The sequence below is a fragment of the Candidatus Pelagibacter sp. HIMB1485 genome (genome assembly GCF_052048055.1).
Taxonomy (GTDB): Bacteria; Pseudomonadota; Alphaproteobacteria; order Pelagibacterales; family Pelagibacteraceae; genus Pelagibacter.
This window is the reverse complement of record NZ_JBNAIN010000001.1, coordinates 310,037-330,435: the sequence shown is the minus strand read 5'-3', so window position 1 is coordinate 330,435 and position 20,399 is coordinate 310,037. Positions and strand designations below refer to the sequence as shown.

Here is a 20,399-nt window from a genome sequence, read left to right as displayed (position 1 = left end):
TTTTAAATATCAAGATTTTTTACATTGATAGCATTTGAGACTATGAAATCTTTTCTTAACGCAACATCACTTCCCATTAGTGTATGGATAAGACTTTGATCTTTTTTAAGATCTTTAGAGTACTGTACTTGAAGCAAATTTCTTGTTTCGGGGTCTAAAGTTGTATTCCACAACTCTTCTGGATTCATTTCACCAAGACCTTTGAATCTTTGTATGTTCATTTTTGATTTTTCTAAATCCAAGGAATTTAAATAATCTTTTGATCCTCTTTTCAATTTCTTTAATTCCTTGTTATTATTTACAATATAATCCTCTAATTCTTTTTCATCTTTAATATAAATTCCTTTTGAACCTTTATTAATTTTAAACAATGGTGGTTGAGCTAAATAAACATGACCATTTTCAATTAATTTATTAAATGGTTTGTTATTAAAAAAAGTTAACAACAATGCTCTTATGTGAGAACCATCAACATCGGCATCAGTCATTATAATTATTTTACCATATCTTAGATCTTTTAAATCTATTTCCTGAGATTTAGGATCAAGTCCGAGTGCATTAATTAATGTTACTATCTCATTAGAAGATATCATTTTTGCAAGAGCTTTTGTTCTTAGATCTGAACCATTGCCATTACCATTACCATTTTTTTTTAAATTTATATCCTCAACATAAGTGTTTAAAATCTTACCTCGTAGAGGCAAAACAGCTTGATTTGCTCTATTTCTTCCTTGTTTAGCTGAACCACCTGCTGAGTCTCCCTCAACTATAAACAATTCTGTACCCTCTTGTTTTCCAATCTGACAATCAGCTAATTTTCCTGGTAATCCACTTAACTCAAGCGCTCCCTTTCTTCTAACATTTTCTCGAGCTTTTCTTGCAACATCTCTTGCCATAGCTGCTTGAATAACTTTAGCTAAAACTATTTTTGCAATCGATGGATTTTGATCAAACCATATTGATAGTTTTTCATTAACTAAAGTCTCAACAATCATTCTTACCTCAGATGAAACCAGTTTATCTTTAGTTTGTGAAGAAAACTTAGGATCAGGGATTTTAGTTGAAAGCACACATGTTAAGCCTTCTTTAATATCATCTCCTGAAATAGCTAATTTATTTTTTTTTAATAAATTATTTTCGTTTGCATATTTGTTTACGACCCTTGTAAGAGCGCTTCTAAAACCTAATAAATGTGTTCCACCATCTTTTTGATAAATATTATTTGTGTATGGAAATATATCTTCTGCATAGCCAGCATTCCATTTTAATGAACACTCTATTTCAACGTTATTTTTTTTGCCTTCAATGTAAATTGGTTTTCGAAATAAATCATTACCATTTTTATTTTGTAGTTTTTCTCTTTTCTCATCTAAAAAATCTACAAACTCTAAAACACCACCATCAAATTTAAATTCAGATATTTTTTCTTTTTTTTGACTGGCGTCAGTAAAAATTATTTTTATACCTTTATTTAAGAAGGCTAATTCTCTCATTCTTTTAATTAAAATATTTGCACTAAATTTAATTGATGAGAATATATTTTTTGAAGGCAAGAATGTTATTTGAGTTCCTGTATTTTTAGATTTTCCAACTACTTTAAGGGGAGATTTTGCTTCACCATTTTTAAATTCTATAAAATGTCTTTTTCCATCTCTATTTATTTCTAATTCTAGTTTTTCCGACAATGCATTAACAACTGAAACACCAACTCCATGTAGTCCACCAGAAACTTTATATGAATCATGATCAAACTTACCACCTGCATGAAGTTGAGTCATAATTACTTCGGCTGCAGATTTTTTTTCCCCTTTATGCATGTCAACAGGGATACCTCTTCCATCATCATTTACAGTAACTGTTCCATCAGAATTAATTTTTACATTAATATTTTTACAATGACCTGCTAATGCCTCGTCTATCGAGTTGTCTACAACCTCATAAACCATATGATGTAAACCTGTGCCATCATCAGTATCTCCTATATACATCCCTGGTCTTTTTCTGACTGCTTCAAGACCTTTTAAAACTTTAATTGAATCTGCTTGATATGTATTTTTGCTTGTCATTTTTTAAATTTTGGAAAGAAAAAATTATAACATTTTTTTGAAAAATTGCTGATTTATCTTAATAATTTAACAGTTATATACTCAAATTATTGTTGAAAAACATGGCATATTTAATGGCGGAGAGAATGGGATTCGAACCCATGAAAGAATTGCTCCTTTACACGCTTTCCAAGCGTGCGCCTTCAACCACTCGGCCACCTCTCCAGTTATTTTTCTTTCGAAATTTTAAGAACACCAATAAATGCCTCTTGAGGTATTTCCACTCTTCCAAATTGTTTTGATCTAGCCTTACCCTTTTTTTGTTTTTCTAATAATTTTCTTTTTCTATCTGTAGCTCCACCACCATGAATTTTTGTTAACACATCTTTTTTAAACCCTTTGATAGTTTCTCTAGCAATAATTTTTCCTCCAATTGCAGCTTGAACAGGAATCATAAAATTATGTCTTGGAATAAGGTCTTTAAGTTTTTCACAAACTTCTCTCCCTGTTTTTTGAGCAAAATCTTTATGTATCATCATAGCTAAAGCGTCAACAGGTTCAGCATTGACTAAAATACCAAGTTTTACTAGATCACCTTCTCTATGCTCAATTATTTCATAATCAAAACTTGCATATCCACTTGTCATTGACTTAAGTCTATCGTTGAAATCAAACACAACTTCGTTTAAGGGAAGTTCATAATTTACTACTGCTCTACTTCCAGAATAACTAAGGTTGGTTTGCACTCCTCTTTTGTCTTGACACATTTTAATTATTGAACCTAAGTACTGATCTGGAGTAATAATGGTTGCCTTAATCCAAGGTTCTTCAATATATTTTATTAATGTAGGATCTGGTAAACTTGAAGGATTTTGTAAGTCCATAGTATCACCATTATTCAAATGAACTTTATAAACTACACCAGGGGTTGTTGTTAATAAATTAACATCAAATTCTCTTTCAAGTCGTTCTGTTACTATTTCTAGATGAAGTAAACCTAAAAACCCACATCTAAATCCTAAACCTAAAGCCGAAGATGATTCTGGTTCAAAAGAAAAACTTGCATCATTTAATTGTAACTTTGCTAAACCATCTTTTAATTTTTGAAACTCTGAACTATCTACAGGAAACAATCCACAAAATACTACAGGTTTACTAGGTTTAAAACCTGGCAAAGCTTCATTTAATGGTTTTATTGCATCACAAATTGTATCTCCAACTTTTGTTTCTGATAACACTTTTATTCCTGTTGTTATAAATCCTATTTCTCCTGTTTTTAATTCAGTGATATCAACTGGCTTTGGTGTAAAAACACCAACTTTTTCAACGATATATTCTTGATTTGTAGACATCATTTTGATCTTCATATGTTTTGAAAGTTTCCCATCTATAACTCTAACTAATATGACAACTCCTAAATAAGTATCGTACCAACTATCAACTAGTAAACATTTTAAATCTGATGAACTTTCTCCTTTTGGTGCTGGTAATGTGGTTATAATTTGCTCTAAAATATCTCCTATTCCTTCGCCAGTTTTTCCAGAACACGGAATGGCATTCTCTGTGTCTATTCCAATAACTTCCTCGATTTGCTTTTTTGTTCTCTCTAAATCAGAAGCTGGCAAATCTACTTTATTCAATACTGGGACAATTTCATGATTTGTATCTAATGCCTGGTAAACGTTTGCTAAAGTTTGGGCCTCAACTCCTTGTGTGCTATCCACAATCAAAATTGAACCTTCACATGCATATAATGATCTACTAACCTCATAGCTAAAGTCTACATGGCCTGGAGTATCTATAATGTTTAAAATATATTCTTTTCCATCTTTAGCTTTATAATTTAACTTTACTGTTTGAGCTTTAATGGTGATGCCTCTCTCTCGTTCAATATCCATTGAGTCTAAAACTTGAGCTTTCATCTCTCTTTCTGTTAGCCCCCCACAACTATGAATTAATCTATCTGCAATAGTAGATTTTCCATGATCAATGTGTGCGATGATTGCAAAATTTCTTATATTATCGATTGAACTCATTGGCTTTAGGATCGAATTTTAGCGCCAGTTTTATTTTCGACTGTTTCTATAATTGACTTATTTATTTGATCTAAATCCGCTTCTTTAAGAGTTTTTTCTTGAGATTGAATTGTAACACTGATCGCAATTGATTTTTGGTTTTCAGGAATATTATCGCCCTCATAAACATCAAAAACTTTAATGTTAGAAATCAAATTTTTATCAACATTTGATACAACATTTACCAAATCTTGAACCTTAATTTTCTTATCAATTATAAAAGCAAAATCTCTTTCTGACTTTTGATAATCTGAAACAGAATATTTTGTTTTCTGATCTTTCAATGATTTTTTTGGTAATTTTAAATTATCAAGAAATATTTCAAAACCTACTAAAGACTCAGTTTTCATATCTATTTGCTTAATGATATTTGGATGAATTTCACCAAAGTATGCAGCCACACTTTCTTTACCTCTGTTCAAAAATAGTCTTCCAGATTTACCTGGATGATAATAGTCAGGAGTTTCGTCATCAATAAAAAATTTTTCTGCATCGTAACCTGCTTCAACTAAGGTTTGAACTACATCTTTTTTAATATCAAAAACATCGACATTTCTTTCTTTTTCCAACCAAGAAAGACGAGATTTTTTTCCAGCAGATAAACCACAGACTACTATATTTTGTTCTCCAGGTTGTTTTCCAAAAAATGTTGGTCCTATTTCAAAAATAGATAAATCTTTAAATCCTCTATCTATATTTTTGCTCATATACATAATTAAATTTGAAAATATTGAATTTCTTAAAACTCCTAATTCTGAACTTATAGGGTTTACAATTTTTAATTCATTATTTTGTCCTTTGAAATGATCATTATATTTTGCATCTGTAAAAGACCATGTAATTGCCTCCAAATAACCTTTTGAAGCAACAGATCTTTGAAGGAAATGAAATAATTTTTGAGTTTGTGTTAAAGTAGATTTTTTTCTCTCTTTGATTGGTTCTTCTATTTTGATTTTATCATATCCAATTATTCTTACCAATTCCTCAACTACATCTATTTCCTGAGTGATATCTGGTCTCCAAGATGGAATGGTTAATTTAAAAACTTTTTTATCTTTTTTACACATAAAACCTAGGTTATCTAAAATTTTTAACATATTTTTCGTTAAAATTTTAAAACCTGTTACTTTTTCAAATGAATTTGGATCAAATTTAATTATTGGATTTTTAAATGTACTAATTTTTTGTATATCAATCTTACTAATTTCACCACCACAAATTTCTTTAATTAAAAAAGCTGCTTTGTTTAAACCTTCTTCAATTGACAATTGGTCTATTCCTCTTTCAAATCTAAATTTTGCATCTGTATCAATATTTAATCTTTTTGCTGTTCTTCTAATTGATCTTGGATCAAAATAAGCTGACTCGATTAAAACGTTTTGTGTATCCATTTCTGTTCCAGATCTTGTGCCTCCGATAATACCACCAAGTCCTAACACACCCTTATCATCACTAATTACACACATATTATCTTCAAGTTTATAGGTTTTGTTATCTAAAGCTGTGAACTCTTCACCAGATTTTGAGTTTCTAACAATTATACCTTTTTCAATTTTATCAGCATCATATGCGTGTAATGGGCGATTAATATCAATCATTACATAATTTGTAATATCAACAATTGCTGAAATGGGTTTTTGACCTATAGAAATTAATTTATCCTTTAACCACTTTGGACTTTCGGTATTTTTTACATTTGTTACCAAACAGCTTCCAAAAGAAAAACATCCTTGGTTTTTTTCGTTTGTAATTTTTACTTTAATTGTTTGAGATTTTTTCGATTTTATTTTTTGTTCTTTAATCTGTTTTAATTTACCAAAGCCTGAAGCTGCTAAATCTCTAGCTATCCCTCTAACACCAAGACAGTCCGGTCTGTTGGGTGTGATAGATAAATCAATCAAATTAGAACTTGATTGAGTAAAAAAACTTTTTCCAATACTATTGTTGTATTTCGAAGATGAAAGCTCAGTAATTCCATCACTTTCTTCAGACAAATTGAGTTCTGATTCAGAACAAAGCATACCATAAGATGTAACATCTCTAATTTTTGCTATAACTAATTTAGTTTTATTTTTTGGAATAACCGCACCAGGAGGAGCATAAACAGTAATTAAACCTTCTCTAGCATTTGGTGCACCACATACGACCTTCTTAATCTCTTTTTCACCTACATCAACATCACAAACTTTTAAACGGTCTGCATTAGGATGTTTTTCAGTTTTTAAAATTTTTGCTACTTTGAATAAATCTAAACCTTCAGATAAATTTTCAACACTTTCTACTTCAAGTCCAATATCAGTTAATTTCTCAAGTAACTTTTCTTCCTTGGCACTTACAGATAAATGATCTTTTAACCAATCAAATGTTATCTTCATCGACTCAGACCTCTATAATTTGTGGGAACATCAAGAGGATCAAATCCAAAATGATTTAACCATCTGTAATCACAGTCAAAAAAAGCTCTTAAATCATTAATACCATATTTTAGCATAGCTAACCTATCTATACCTATGCCAAATGCATATCCTTGGTATTTAGCAGGATCAACTTTAACATTTTTTAAAACATTAGGATGAACCATTCCACATCCTAAAATTTCAAGCCACTGATCCCCTTCTCCTATAACAATTTTACCATCTCTAATTTCATAACCAATATCTACTTCTGCAGATGGTTCTGTAAAAGGGAAATGACTTGGTCTAAATCTCATTTTGATTTTTTCCACTTCAAAGAACTCTTTAATAAAATAATTTAAACATCCCTTTAAATGACCCATGTTAATATCTTTATCTATATGAAGACCCTCAACCTGATGGAACATTGGTGCATGTGTTTGATCACTATCTGATCTATATGTTCTACCTGGAGCAATAATTTTAAACGGTGGCTTGTCTTTTAACATAGTTCTAATTTGAACTGGTGAAGTATGCGTTCTTAACAAAACTTCCTTATTTTCATCTAAATAAAAAGTATCGTGCATATCACGAGCAGGATGATTATCTGGAGTATTTAGTGCAGTAAAATTATTATATTCATTTTCTACATCTGGTCCTTCTTCAACACTAAAACCAATTTCTGAAAATATAGATGAAATTTCATCTATAGTTTGAGATACAGGATGAATTTTTCCTCTAACAAAAGGTCTTTCAGGTAAAGTTATATCAACTTTTTCTTTTTCAAGTTTTTGATTAACTTCTTTTGTTTCTATTTCTTTAATCTTTTCTGAAATTAAAGATTGCAGTTCATCTTTTATTTTATTCAAGTCTGCTGCAAAAGTTTTTCTATCAGACTCTGGTATTGATCCTACAGTTTTGAATAAAGATGAAATTTGACCATTTTTTCCAAATAACTCTGTTTTAATTGAATTGATTTCATCTAAGCTTAGCTCATTTTTGAGCTTTGATAAAAATTGATCTCTAATATTTTTTATGTCTGACATATTAGTAGATTATTTCCTTAAGAAATAAAAACAATAGAGATTAATTTAAAGCGGATTGAGCTTTTTGTACAATTGTTTTAAATGCTTCTGGACTATCGTAAGCAATTTCAGCTAAAATTTTTCTATCTATTGCAACACCACATTTACTTAAACCATTAATAAATTTTGAATAAGTCATACCCTCTGCTCTTACACCAGCATTAATTCTTTGTATCCATAATGATTTGAAATCTCTTTTTTTATTTCTTCTATCTCTGTAAGCATACTGCATGGATTTCTCCATAGCTTGTTTAGCAACTCTGATAGTATTTTTTCTTCTGCCCCACTGACCTTTTACGGCTTTCAAAACTTTTTTATGTTTTGCTTTACTTGTTACGCCTCTTTTAACTCTTGCCATTGTTACCCTCTTAAACTGTAAGGCATGTATGATTTAACAATTTTGCCATCTTGTTTGGACAAAGTTGTAGTGCCTCTTAATTTTCTAATTTGTGAATTCGTTCGTTTAATCATACCGTGTCTTTTACCTGCTTGAGCAGATATAACTTTACCCTTAGCTGATATTTTAAATCTTTTTTTTGCTGAGCTTTTTGTTTTTAATTTTGGCATAATTCTGCGGACTTATACAAAGAATGTTGAAATTTTACAACCTCTATTAAGGCTTATAAAGGTTGAATTACCATGATCATTTGCTTCCCATCAAATTTAGGTTGCAACTCTACTCTACCAATATCCTTCATATCCTCTTTAATTTTACCCATCAATTCATTGCCTAAATGAGAGTGTTGGAGTTCTCGCCCTTTAAATCTGATAGTAAATTTTACTTTATCTCCTTTGGAAATAAATTTTTTTGCATTTTTGACCTTAAATTCATAATCATGAGTTTCAGTTACAGGTCTCATTTTAATTTCTTTTAATGAAATTATTTTTTGTTTCTTTTTTGCAAGATTTGCTTTTTTTTGTGCATCATATTTATACTTTCCCATATCCATTATTTTACAAACAGGTGGGTTAGCATTAGGTGCGATTTCAATTAAATCCAAACCTTGGTTTTTTGCCATTGATATAGCTTCATTAGTGCTTATCACTCCAAGATTTTCACCATTACTTGCAATAACTTGAACGTCTGGTGAAGATATTCGGTTATTAGACCTTGGGCCTCTATCCTTTGTTCTTCTTTGAAAGTAGTTTTGTTTGAAATCTGCCACTTAGTTTGATGATGCTTTATTTAAAGCAGAGAAAGTTTTTAAAAATGAATCTATATCCATATTTTCTTGTTTATTAGAGTCTAACCTTCTAATCGTTACTGAATTGGAGTCAACTTCTTTTTTACCACAAATCAATAAAAGAGGTATTTTTGCTAAAGAATGATCTCTAATTTTATAGTTTAAATTATTATTTTTAATATCAACTGCAGAACTTATGCCTGCATCTTTAATTTTTTTAGATACTTCTATTGCGTAATCATTAAATTCTTCTGAAATTGGAATTACCATTGTTTGTAAAGGTGAAATCCAAAAAGGAAATTTACCAGCATAATTTTCAATCAGTATTCCTATAAATCTTTCTAGAGAACCAAATAGAGCTCTATGAAGCATAACAGGAACTTTTTTTGTTCCGTCCTTATCAACGTATGATGCATCTAATCTTCCAGGTAAATTTAAATCAACTTGTAAAGTTCCACATTGCCAATCTCTTCCGATAGCATCTCTTAAAACAAATTCAATTTTTGGCCCATAGAAAGCACCTTCACCTTTATTAATACTATATTCTAACTTAGAAGCTTTAACTGCTTCGAGAAGTGAAGCTTCTGCCTTATCCCAAACCTCATCATCTCCAACTCTAACCTCCGGTCGATCAGCATATTTTAAAATCACATTTTCAAAACCAAGATCTTTATAAATATCTAATATTAAATTTGTTACATTTAAACACTCACTCGTAATTTGATCTTCCGCACAAAAAATATGCGCATCATCTTGTGTAAAAGCTCTTACTCTAAGCAAACCATGTAAAGCACCCGATGGTTCGTAACGATGAACCTTACCAAATTCTGTGATACGTAATGGAAGATCTCTATAACTTTTCAACCCTTGATTAAATACTTGTATGTGACCTGGACAATTCATTGGTTTTATCGCAAACACTTTTTCATCAGGGGTTTCTGATGTGTACATATTCTCTCCATATTTTTCCCAGTGACCAGATTTTTCCCACAATTGTCGGTCTAAAATTTCAGGTGTATTTACCTCTTTGTATCCAGCAGCATCTTGTCTACCTCTCATATAATTAATTAATTTTTGAAATAATGCCCACCCTCTCTCATGCCAAAAAACTGAGCCTGGACTTTCTTCTCTAAAATGAAACAAGTCCATTTCTTTTCCTAATTTTCTATGATCTCTTTTTTCTGCTTCTTCTATTCTTTTTAGATGCTCATCTAAATCTTTTTGAGAAGCCCAGCTTGTACCATAAATTCTTTGAAGCATTTCATTGTTTGAATCACCCCTCCAATAAGCTCCTGAAACTTTCATTAATTTAAAGTATTTACCTATTTTACCTGTTGAAGAAAGATGAGGTCCTCTACAAAGATCATGCCAATCTCCATGAAAATAAATTGAAACATCCTCATTCTCTGGTATTGCCTCAATTAACTCGGCTTTATAGATTTCACCTTTTTTTTTAAAATGATCTATGGCTTTATTTCTATCCCAAACTTCTCTTTTAGTAATCTCGTCTCGATCAACAATTTCTTTCATTTTATTTTCAATCTTTGTTAAATCATCTTCTGTAAACGGATCTTTTCTAGCAAAATCATAATAAAATCCGTTTTCAATTACAGGGCCAATCGTAACTTGTGTTCCTGGAAACAATTCTTGTACTGCCATTGCTAATATGTGAGCAGTATCATGCCTAATGGTTTCTAGACCCTCAGGATTTTTAGATGTAAAAATTTTTACCGAACAGTCTTTCTCAATTAAATGTTCTAAGTCTTTTAATTCGCCATCTACACTTATTACCATTGCTTGTTTAGCTAATGATTTGCTAATTTTTTCTGCTACTTCTAATCCAGTAACTTTATTTGGGAAATCGATATTATTTCCATCAGGTAATGTAATTATAGGCATTTAATTTATTAATCTTTTATACTCTGAATAAGTAGAAAAGCACATTTTTTCAACATTAAATTTTTGAACTATATTTTTTCTTCCTTCAACACCAATTAATTTTAATTGAGTTTCGTCAATTGTCAGTGTTTTTAAAATTTTCTGACTTAAAGACTTTGCATCACCCGCTTTAAATAAATAGCCTGTTTTTTCATCAATGACAGTCTCATTAGAGCCACCAATATTACTCGCAATAATTGGTTTCTCCATAGATTGGGCCTCTACAGAAACTCTACCAAAAGCTTCTGGTTCAATAGAAGCTGAAACAATTATATCAGAAACTTTGTAAGCTAATGCCATATCTTTGCAGTGATCGATAAATCTTAGCTGTTTAGTTAACCTATATTGTTCTGAAAGCCTTATTAGTTTTTTTTTATACAAGTCTCTTCCCTGATCACTTCCAAGGATAACAGCATAAAATGCCTCATAACCTAATTCAATATTTGCCAGATTAATTGCTTCAATAAATACTTCTTGTCCCTTCCATGTAGTTAATCTACCAGGCAAAAGTATAATCTTTTTATCTTTTTCTATTTCCCATTGTTTTAATAATTTTTTTTCTTCAGTTTCAAGTTTTGTAGTAGGATCAAAATAATCAACATTAATTCCCCTAAATACTACTAATAATTTTTTTTTTTGATTTAAATAATTTGAATAATTTTCTTTGATGTGTGAAAAAATAAAATTTGATCCTGCAATAATTAAATCAGATCGAACCATTACTGAATTATATAATTTTTTCAAATTACTTTTAAAATTATAAGTTCCATGAAATGTAGTTACAAACTTTCTGCTTGTTATCTTGGAGGCTATTAAACAAGACCATGCAGGCGCTCTACTTCTGGCGTGTATGATCGAAATATTATTAATTAAAATAATAAAAGTTAAAATTATTGCATTAATTAAAATTAATATTGGATTTTTACTCTGAACTGGAAGTCTAAAAACTTTTACTTTATTTTTATCTACAAATTTAAGTAACTCACCACCACTAGTAACTATAAATGACTTACAACCGTTTTCTGGCAAATAGTGAGCAATATCATAACAGCCGGTCTCTGCACCACCATATCCAAGTTTTGGTATTACTTGCAAAACTTTTAAATTAGATGACATTTGATATGATTATATATTAATTAGAAATTCTTATAAATGATTATGGCAAATTTCAGATTCCACAAAATTTCAAAGACTAAGAAAATTAGACATATTTGTAAAATTTATAAAAATTCTCCATTCATAGTTTTCTTACATGGATTTATGTCAGATCTTGAGGGAAAAAAGCCAGAAGCTTTTTTAAAATTTGCAAGAAAAAATAAAATAAGTTTTCTTGCTTTAGAATATTCAGGTCATGGAAAATCTACAGGTAAATTCACAAATGGAAATATTTCAAAATGGACTAAAGAAACTTCTATATTGATAAATAAATATATAAAAAATAATAATTTTTATGTCATTGGTTCAAGTATGGGTGCTTGGATTGCTTTAAGACAATTCAAAATATTTAAAAAACAAATTATGGGATTTTTGGGAATTGGCTCGGCACCTGAGTTTTTAGAAAATTTGATGTGGAAAAAATTCTCCAAAAAAATAAAGCAAGAAACAATCCAGAAAGGTATATATCACCTAAAACATGCGAATTATGAGTATCCAATCACTTATCAGCTTATAAAAGATGGAAGAAAAAATAGAGTTTTAAATAAAAAAATAAATTCAAAAATTAATGTTACTATGGTGCATGGTGAATATGATGAAGCTGTACCGGTAAGTTATTCTAGAAAAGTTTTAAAACTATTTCCAAAAGCAAAAAAGAAATTGATCATTGTAAAAAAAGGTGACCATAGCTTATCAAATAAGAAATGGCTTAATATAATCTTAAAAGAATTAAAATTATTAATTAACTAACTTCTTTTATAACTTTTTTTAAGCTGATCGGGTTTTTCAGTTTATCTAACATTTCTTTAGGACAAACCTGAATGAAATTATTAATTTCATTATCATAATTTTCAATTATTTCTTTAGATAACAAAGATCCTGTCTCTTCATGGTGTTCTTTGATTAAATTTTTTAAACTTTCTTTCCAATAATCTGTTTCAACATTCTGCCAAACTACTGACTCTGGGTTTACTTTTTTTTCAAATTCTTTTGATTTATCATAGATAAATGCCATACCACCTGTCATACCAGCAGCAAAGTTATCTCCAACATCTCCTAGAATTACTACAGTTCCACCAGTCATATACTCACATCCATTCGAGTCACATCCCTCAATAACTGTAACTGCACCTGAATTTCTTACAGAGAATCTTTCACCAGCTTGACCAGCTGCAAAAAGTTTTCCAGATGTTGCTCCGTATAGAACTGTATTTCCTAAGATAGTATTTTCATTTGAAACTAAGTTACTTTCTTCTGGTAGTCTTATAGAAATTGTAGCTCCTGAAAGACCTTTGCCGACATAATCATTTGCATCACCTTTTAATACTAACTTCAAACCTTTGGATGAAAAGGCTCCAAAAGATTGACCAGCTGATCCTTTAAAGTTTAATACTAAAAAATTATCATCAAGTTTTTCATAACCATATTTTTTATATAAATGATGAGAAATTCTTGTCCCAACTGCTCTATGTGTATTTTTAATTAAATATTCTTTTTCAATTTTTTCAGAATTATCTAAAGCCTTTTCAATCTCCGGCCATATTTCTTGGTCTAGAGTATCTGGCACTGAATTAATTTCTTGGTTTTCACAATATCTAGTATTGTTCCCAGTATCTGCTTGAACAAATAAAGGATTTAAATCTAAATCATCTAAATTATCTGAACCCTTGCTAACTTGTCTAAGTAAATCAGTTCTACCAATAATATCGTTTAATGATTTAAAACCTAATTTAGCTAAAATTTCTCTAACCTCAGTTGCTATAAACGTAAATAGATTAACAACCTTATCTGGTGTTCCAGTAAATTTTTCTCTTAATTTTTCATCTTGAGTACAGACACCAACGGGACATGTATTCGAATGACATTGTCTTACCATTATGCATCCCATTGCAACTAGAGCAGTTGTTGCAACTCCATACTCTTCTGCTCCCATCATGGCTGCTATAACAACATCTCTACCTGTTTTAATTCCCCCATCAGTTCTAAGTGTAACTGTATGTCTAAGATTATTTAATGTTAAAACCTGATTAGCCTCTGTTAATCCCATCTCCCATGGAATACCTACGTATTTTACACTTGTTTGCGGGGTAGCTCCAGTTCCACCGTTATGTCCTGAAATTAATATTATGTCTGCTTTTGCTTTAGCAACTCCTGCAGCAATAGTCCCAACTCCTGAAGATGCAACTAGTTTTACTCCAATTCTTGCTTTTGGATTAATCTGTTTTAAATCGTAAATAAGCTGCGCAAGATCTTCAATTGAATAAATATCGTGGTGTGGTGGAGGAGAAATTAGTGTTACTCCAGGCGTTGAGTGTCTTAACTTTGCTATTTCATCAGTAACTTTGAAACCTGGAAGTTGTCCACCTTCTCCTGGCTTTGCACCTTGTGCAATTTTTATTTCAATCTCATTACAATTATTTAAATAATTAACTGTTACACCAAACCTTGCTGAAGCTATTTGTTTTACTCTTGAGTTTGCACTATCTCCGTTATCTAAAACTTTAAATCTTTTTTCATCTTCTCCGCCTTCACCACTACAAGAAGCTCCTTTAATTCTATTCATACCTGTAGCCAAAGTTTCATGTGCCTCTTTAGATAAAGCACCATGAGACATGCTTCCGCTTCCAAATCTTTTTAAAATATTTTCTATTGGTTCTACTTCTGAAATATCTATAGCTCCCTTTAATTTTTTTTCTCTAAAATCAATTAAGTCCCTTAAATTTATTGGTGGTAAATTATAAATGCCTTCTGCATATCTCTTATAGGCGTCATAAGAATTAGAACCAACTGCACTTTGAAGTAAATGTATAAGTTTCCCTTGATATTGGTGTGTTTCTCCATTTTTTCTATATCTATAAATCCCTCCAATAGGAAGAATTGTATCTGTGCTTTCAAATGCTTCTTTATGAATTGCTCTTATTTTTTTTTCAATTCCAGTAAGTCCAATACCAGAAATTTTAGACACAACTCCTGGAAAATAATCTGAAACAATAGTTCTGCTCAATCCAACAGTCTCAAAATTGCATCCACCTCTGTAAGAACTTAAGACAGAGATACCCATCTTAGACATGATTTTTAATAAACCTGCATTGACAGATTTAATGTATCTTTCAACACATTCTTCAAAGCTAAACTTTCCAAATAATTTTTTTTCAAATCTTTGATATAAACTATCGAACGCCAAGTAAGGATTGACTGTTGTTGCTCCAACACCGATTAAAGTTGCAAAAGAGTGTGTATCTAATGCTTCTCCAGATTGGACATTGATTGATACATATCCTCTTAATTTTTTCTCAATTAAAAACGAGTTGATTGCACCTACTGCAAGCAGCATTGGAATTGGAAGTTTTGAAATTGATATATCTTTATCGCTAAGAATTAATTGTGTAACACCCTGTCTAACAGCAATTTCTGCATCTTTTTGAATTTTTTTAATAGCTTCGTACAAACTATTACTTTCTTCAAAGGTGCAATCAATTATTGTTGAATTATTTCCAAAAAAATTGATAAATTTTTCAAACTGAGAATTAGATAAGATTGGGCTATTAAGAACGTAAATATTCTGTTTTGTTAAATTATCAAAATCTAGAATATTGCCTAGATTTCCAAATCTTGTTTTTAAACTCATCACTTTGTTTTCTCTCAAAGAGTCTATTGGTGGATTTGTAACTTGGCTAAAATTTTGTCTAAAAAAATGATACAGAGGTCTATATTTATCTGATAGCACAGCTAAAGGGGTATCATCACCCATAGACCCTGTGGCCTCTTTTGCATCCTCAGCCATAGGGTGTAAAATTAATTCAAGATCCTCTAAGCTAATTCCAAAAGTATACTGTCTTCTTCTTAGATCATCCCCTGAAAAAGAATTTTTTTCATCCTCAATCGTTAGCTTGTCATCTAAATCAATAATTTGTGAATTAAAATGTTTGTACTCTTTTGCTAAGTAATCCTTAATTTGTTTATTAGTAAATACTTTACCTTTTTCAATTCTTACTCCTATAATTTCTCCAGGACCTAATCTTCCTTTTGATAAAATTCTTTTTTCATTTAGCTCGATCATCCCAGTTTCTGAGCCAGCAAACAATAACTTATCCTTTGTGATTGCATATCTTAGAGGTCTTAATCCATTTCTATCGTTTGCTGCAATAACCCACTCATTGTCAGTTCCAGCTATAGCGGCAGGTCCATCCCAAGGTTCCATTGTGCTATTTAAAAAATTGAATAATTGCTGATGATCTTTTGGTAAAGTCTTATTCTTCTTAGACCATGCATCAGGAACTAACATTAATTTAGCTAATGGTGCAGGTTGACCTGAAATGTTTAATAATTCGAAAACATTATCTAAAGCCGCAGAATCTGAGGCTCCTTGTTGAATAACTGGCTTAAGATTTTCTATATCATCAAATAATGGACTATTCATTTCTTGTTCATGAACTTTCATCCAATTTTTGTTTCCTCTATAAGTATTAATTTCTCCATTATGTGCAATTGCTCTGAATGGTTGAGCAAGATTCCAACTTGGAGCTGTGTTGGTTGAAAACCGCTGATGAAATATTGCGTATCTTGATACAAACCTTTCATCATTTAAATCTAGATAAAATTCTGAAATTGCTTCAGCTAAGAACATTCCTTTGTAAATAATTGATTTTGAACTTAAGGAACAAATATAAAAATTATTTAATGATTTTTTGAAAGCTTCGTTTTCGATTTTTCTTCTTGTCTCATAAATTTTTCTCTCCAAATCTTTATTTGTAAGTTCTTTATTATTAGGTTTGAAAAGTACCTGAATAATTTCAGGCATAGTTTGAAAAGCTTTTTCACCTAAAACCTTTGGATTAACGGGAACTTGTCTCCATCCATAAATATTAAAATCATTTTTTGTTAGTTCGCTTTCAACAATTGTTTTACAGCTCTCTTGTGCTGCATAGTCATTACGTGGAAGAAAAATCATTCCTACGCAGATTTCAGAATTATCGTGCGTGTGTCCTGTAACTTCAATTTTCTCAATAAAAAAATCTTTTGGAATTTCTACGTGAATTCCAGCTCCATCTCCTGTTTTCCCATCAGCATCTACCGCACCTCTATGCCAAACAGCTTTTAAAGCTTCAATTCCATATTCAACTACATTCCTGGATTTTTTTCCCTCAGTGGAAGCTATTAAACCTACTCCACACGCATCATGCTCCATATCCTCAGAATAGACATTGTTTTTCTTAAGTAGATCAAAATTTTTTTTATAAGTTTTCATTAAGCAACTTTTTTCTCATTTTTGGATTTTGTTTCTAAATAATTTTTTATGGAATCTGCTGCGTCTCTACCATCTTTAATTGCCCAAACAACTAATGAAGCTCCTCTAACTATATCCCCAGCAGCAAAAACACCACTTAGATTAGTTTCCATAGTATCAAAATCAGTTTTTATTGTTCCCCATTTTGTAACTTGAAGTTTATTGCTATCGAATAAATTAGGTAAATCCTCTGGATCAAATCCAAGAGCTTTAATAACCATATCTGCTTTTATTTCATAACTTGATCCTTCTTGTACTTCGGGTTTTCTTCTACCAGTTTCATCTGGTTCACCTAACTTTATTTGATCTACAAGTAAATTTTCTACCTTATTAGTTCCTTTAAATTCTTTAGGACTAGATAACCATACAAATTCAACACCTTCCTCTTCAGCATTTGCAACTTCTCTTGCTGAACCAGGCATATTTTCTTTATCTCTTCTGTATAAGCATTTTACTGATTTTGCTTTTTGTCTTACTGAAGTTCTCACACAATCCATTGCGGTATCACCTCCACCAATTACAACAACATCTTTTCCCTCTGCATTTAGAATTCCCTTATCAAATAATTCAACCTCATCACCCAATCCTTTTTTATTTGATGCTGTAAGAAAATCCATTGCTGGAAAAATATTGTCTAAATCATTACCTGGTAAATTAACTTCTCTAGCTTTGTAAACTCCTGTTGCAATTAATACTGCATCATGTTTTTTTCTTAATTGCTCTAAGCTTGCATCCTTGCCAACTTCGAAATTTTGTATGAATTCTATTCCACCATCTCTTAAAAGCTTTGTTCGTCTTTCGACTATTTCTTTTTCTAATTTAAAATTTGGAATTCCATATATTAATAATCCTCCAGCTCTATCATAACGATCGTAAACTGTAATTTTATACCCATTTTTTCTTAACTGTTCTGCCGCTGCTAATCCCGCAGGACCAGCTCCTATAATTCCGACACTTTGATTTTTTTCATTTGTAACTTCGATTGGTTTAACCCAACCTTGTTCCCAAGCATTATCTGTTATATATTTTTCAACGGAACCAATTGTAACTGTTCCGTGACCAGACTGTTCAATTACACAATTTCCCTCACACAATCTATCTTGCGGACAGATTCTTCCACAAACCTCGGGCATATTATTAGTGCTTTGTGAAAGCTCGTATGCTTCTTTTAATCTTCCCTCGGCAGTTAACTTTAGCCAGTCAGGAATATTGTTACTTAAAGGACAATGAACCTGACAGAAAGGAACTCCGCACTGAGAACATCTACTTGATTGTTCTTTAGCTTTTTCGTTGATATATTCGTCATATATCTCGTTAAAATCCTTTTTTCTTTGATCAACTTCCCTTTTAGGTGGAGTTTGCTGACCTATTTTTACAAATTTTAACATTTTGTCAGTCATAAAAAATATAATTTTCGGCAAATTATATAATGATTTTATAAAATAAAGCATTTAATAGGTCATATTTATTGACCTTTAATCTTTCATTTTTGTTATAAACAAACGGGTTTCTAATAAATGCATAGCTACTATGATCAAATCGTATTGTTTGAAATATAAGCTTTATAAGCTACGAAGAAATTATGTTTCAGAATATTATAGAAGTTTTAATCCTTTCAGCAATTCAAGGGATTTCAGAATTTCTTCCAATAAGTTCTTCTGCACATTTAATTTTAGTTTCGAGTTTGTATGAATTTAAATCTAGCTCATTACTAATTGATATTAGCCTTCATCTAGGATCTCTTTTTGCAATAGTTTATTATTTCAAAGAAGAGTTATTAAACATTAATAAAAATAAAAGACTAATAAGTTTAATTATTATTGGATCTATTCCATTAATAATCTTTGGATATATTTTATACACTACAGGGCTAATTTATAGTTTACGAAACATTGAAACTATTGCATGGACAACTTTAATATTTGCAATTGTTTTATACATTTCTGACAAAAGTCGTTTTGATAAAAAAATTTCTACAAATTTAAATATTCAATCAATTTTATTTATAGGAGTAATGCAAATTTTATCATTGATACCTGGAGTAAGCAGAGCAGGCGTTACAATAACAGCTGCGAGGATTTTAAAGTTTAATAGAGTGGATTCGAGTAAAATATCTTTTTTACTATCTATCCCAGCATTAGCTGGTGCAAGTGTACTTAGTTTAAAAGATATTTTTAATCAACCAACAGAATTTAATTATTTGGTAATAATTGCAATTATATCTTCTTTTATTCTTTCTTTTTTAACAGTTAAATATTTTTTAATTTTTATAAATAAGTTTTCTATGAATGCATTTGTAATTTATAGAATAATAATTGCTTTAGTATTGTTTAGTTTAATTTATTAAATTTTTTTTCTTTTTATAAGTGGGAGTAATTGTGATAATAAAACTCCACTCAAAATAAAAAAACATCCAAGTATATTATTTATATCTAATACTTGATTTAAAATAAACCATGCAGCTACAGTTGCAAATACACCCTCAAGGGAAAATATAATTGCTGCTGGTGCAGGTGTAATATTTTTTTGTGCATAAATCTGTAATACAAATGCAAATCCTCCAGATAATATTCCAGCATATAATATAGAATACATTTCCATTAGAATGTTGTTCCAAACAAATTCTTCATAAAGAATTCCAATGAAAAAAGACAAAATAGCTACGATTAAAGTTTGAATTGCTCCAATTGTAAGTGGAAGATTGTATTTAGAAATAATAATTCCAGTAAATATAATATGTGTGCTCCAAAATAAAGCTCCTAGTACAACCAAGGTATCTCCCAACCTAACAGTTGCATCGTAAAAATTTGTTAATAAATATCCTCCAATTAAACATAAAATTACTGAAGGCCATACACTCCAATGTATTGATTTTTTTCCAAACAAATAAATTATGATAGGCACCATAGGTACATAAAAGATCGTAAAAAAGGCTGCATTTGCAACATCTGTATAGAGCAAAGCAACCTGTTGTAATGCAGAACCTAAAAATAAGGACAATCCTATTAAAGACACATAAATTACAAATGTTTTTTTATCTGTTTTTAATTCTGGTTTAAAATTTTTTAATTCAAATAAAATTACGAGTGGGGTAATAGCTAAAAAACCAACAAAAAATCTAACAGCATTAAATGTAAAAGGACCAATATTGTCCATGCCAGTATCTTGAGCAATAAAAGTTGTGCCCCATATAAAAGTGCATAACAAAGCACTTAATAGGGAAATAGGCTTAGACAT

The 20,399-nt window shown here is 30.5% G+C and carries 14 protein-coding genes and 1 tRNA gene; 2 read left to right on the top strand and 13 right to left on the bottom strand.

Going from position 1 to position 20,399, the window contains the following annotated elements:
• Nucleotides 1–2: 2 nt before the first annotated feature.
• The 10 genes from ACTTA4_RS01725 to ACTTA4_RS01680 all read right to left on the bottom strand — a co-directional run bounded on the left by ACTTA4_RS01725 (nt 3) and on the right by ACTTA4_RS01680 (nt 11,836).
• A complete protein-coding gene (locus tag ACTTA4_RS01725) occupies nt 3–2,066 on the bottom strand; it encodes a DNA gyrase subunit B (protein WP_440633268.1) in 2,064 nt (687 codons plus the stop codon).
• 114 nt (nt 2,067–2,180) lie between these two features.
• Nucleotides 2,181–2,270: transfer RNA gene (locus ACTTA4_RS01720), tRNA-Ser, on the bottom strand.
• A gap of 2 nt (nt 2,271–2,272) precedes the next feature.
• Complete coding sequence (gene lepA, locus ACTTA4_RS01715; protein ID WP_440633267.1) at nt 2,273–4,081, bottom strand: translation elongation factor 4; 1,809 nt, start codon at nt 4,079–4,081, stop codon at nt 2,273–2,275.
• Nucleotides 4,082–4,086: 5 nt separating this feature from the next.
• Entirely contained in the window at nt 4,087–6,495 is a 2,409-nt protein-coding gene (pheT, locus tag ACTTA4_RS01710; RefSeq protein ID WP_440633266.1) for a phenylalanine--tRNA ligase subunit beta, read from the bottom strand.
• The gene (gene pheS, locus ACTTA4_RS01705; RefSeq protein ID WP_440633265.1) at nt 6,492–7,559 is read right to left on the bottom strand and encodes a phenylalanine--tRNA ligase subunit alpha; all 1,068 of its coding nucleotides are present in this window, start codon (nt 7,557–7,559) and stop codon (nt 6,492–6,494) included. Before pheS ends, pheT begins: the two co-directional genes overlap by 4 nt.
• Nucleotides 7,560–7,599: 40 nt before the next feature.
• Nucleotides 7,600–7,956, bottom strand: a complete 357-nt coding sequence (gene rplT, locus ACTTA4_RS01700; RefSeq protein WP_440633264.1) for a 50S ribosomal protein L20 — start codon at nt 7,954–7,956, stop codon at nt 7,600–7,602.
• 2 nt (nt 7,957–7,958) lie between these two features.
• The gene (gene rpmI / locus ACTTA4_RS01695; protein WP_023854436.1) at nt 7,959–8,165 is read right to left on the bottom strand and encodes a 50S ribosomal protein L35; all 207 of its coding nucleotides are present in this window, start codon (nt 8,163–8,165) and stop codon (nt 7,959–7,961) included.
• Nucleotides 8,166–8,218: 53 nt separating this feature from the next.
• Nucleotides 8,219–8,764, bottom strand: a complete 546-nt coding sequence (gene infC / locus ACTTA4_RS01690; protein ID WP_440633263.1) for a translation initiation factor IF-3 — start codon at nt 8,762–8,764, stop codon at nt 8,219–8,221.
• Nucleotides 8,765–10,681: a threonine--tRNA ligase gene (thrS, locus tag ACTTA4_RS01685; protein ID WP_440633262.1), complete on the bottom strand. Its 1,917-nt coding sequence runs from the start codon at nt 10,679–10,681 to the stop codon at nt 8,765–8,767.
• The gene (locus tag ACTTA4_RS01680) at nt 10,682–11,836 is read right to left on the bottom strand and encodes a glycosyltransferase family 4 protein (RefSeq protein WP_262590113.1); all 1,155 of its coding nucleotides are present in this window, start codon (nt 11,834–11,836) and stop codon (nt 10,682–10,684) included.
• Nucleotides 11,837–11,878: 42 nt separating this feature from the next.
• Between ACTTA4_RS01680 and ACTTA4_RS01675 the strand changes: the two genes are divergently transcribed.
• Nucleotides 11,879–12,625, top strand: coding sequence for an alpha/beta hydrolase (locus ACTTA4_RS01675; RefSeq protein WP_440633261.1), 747 nt, complete (start codon nt 11,879–11,881; stop codon nt 12,623–12,625).
• Here ACTTA4_RS01675 and gltB read toward each other — a convergent pair.
• Both gltB and ACTTA4_RS01665 read right to left on the bottom strand, forming a co-directional pair.
• A complete protein-coding gene (gene gltB / locus ACTTA4_RS01670; protein WP_440633260.1) occupies nt 12,618–17,123 on the bottom strand; it encodes a glutamate synthase large subunit in 4,506 nt (1,501 codons plus the stop codon). The genes ACTTA4_RS01675 and gltB overlap by 8 nt on opposite strands.
• On the bottom strand, nt 17,123–18,562 hold the full coding sequence (locus tag ACTTA4_RS01665; protein WP_440633259.1) for an NAD(P)-dependent oxidoreductase: 1,440 nt from the start codon (nt 18,560–18,562) through the stop codon (nt 17,123–17,125). Before ACTTA4_RS01665 ends, gltB begins: the two co-directional genes overlap by 1 nt.
• Nucleotides 18,563–18,744: 182 nt before the next feature.
• Between ACTTA4_RS01665 and ACTTA4_RS01660 the strand changes: the two genes are divergently transcribed.
• Nucleotides 18,745–19,509 (top strand): undecaprenyl-diphosphate phosphatase, encoded by a 765-nt coding sequence (locus ACTTA4_RS01660; RefSeq protein WP_440633258.1) that lies wholly within the window; start codon nt 18,745–18,747, stop codon nt 19,507–19,509.
• On the opposite strand, the gene ACTTA4_RS01655 is transcribed toward ACTTA4_RS01660, so the two are convergent.
• Entirely contained in the window at nt 19,506–20,399 is an 894-nt protein-coding gene (locus ACTTA4_RS01655; protein ID WP_440633257.1) for a DMT family transporter, read from the bottom strand. The genes ACTTA4_RS01660 and ACTTA4_RS01655 overlap by 4 nt on opposite strands.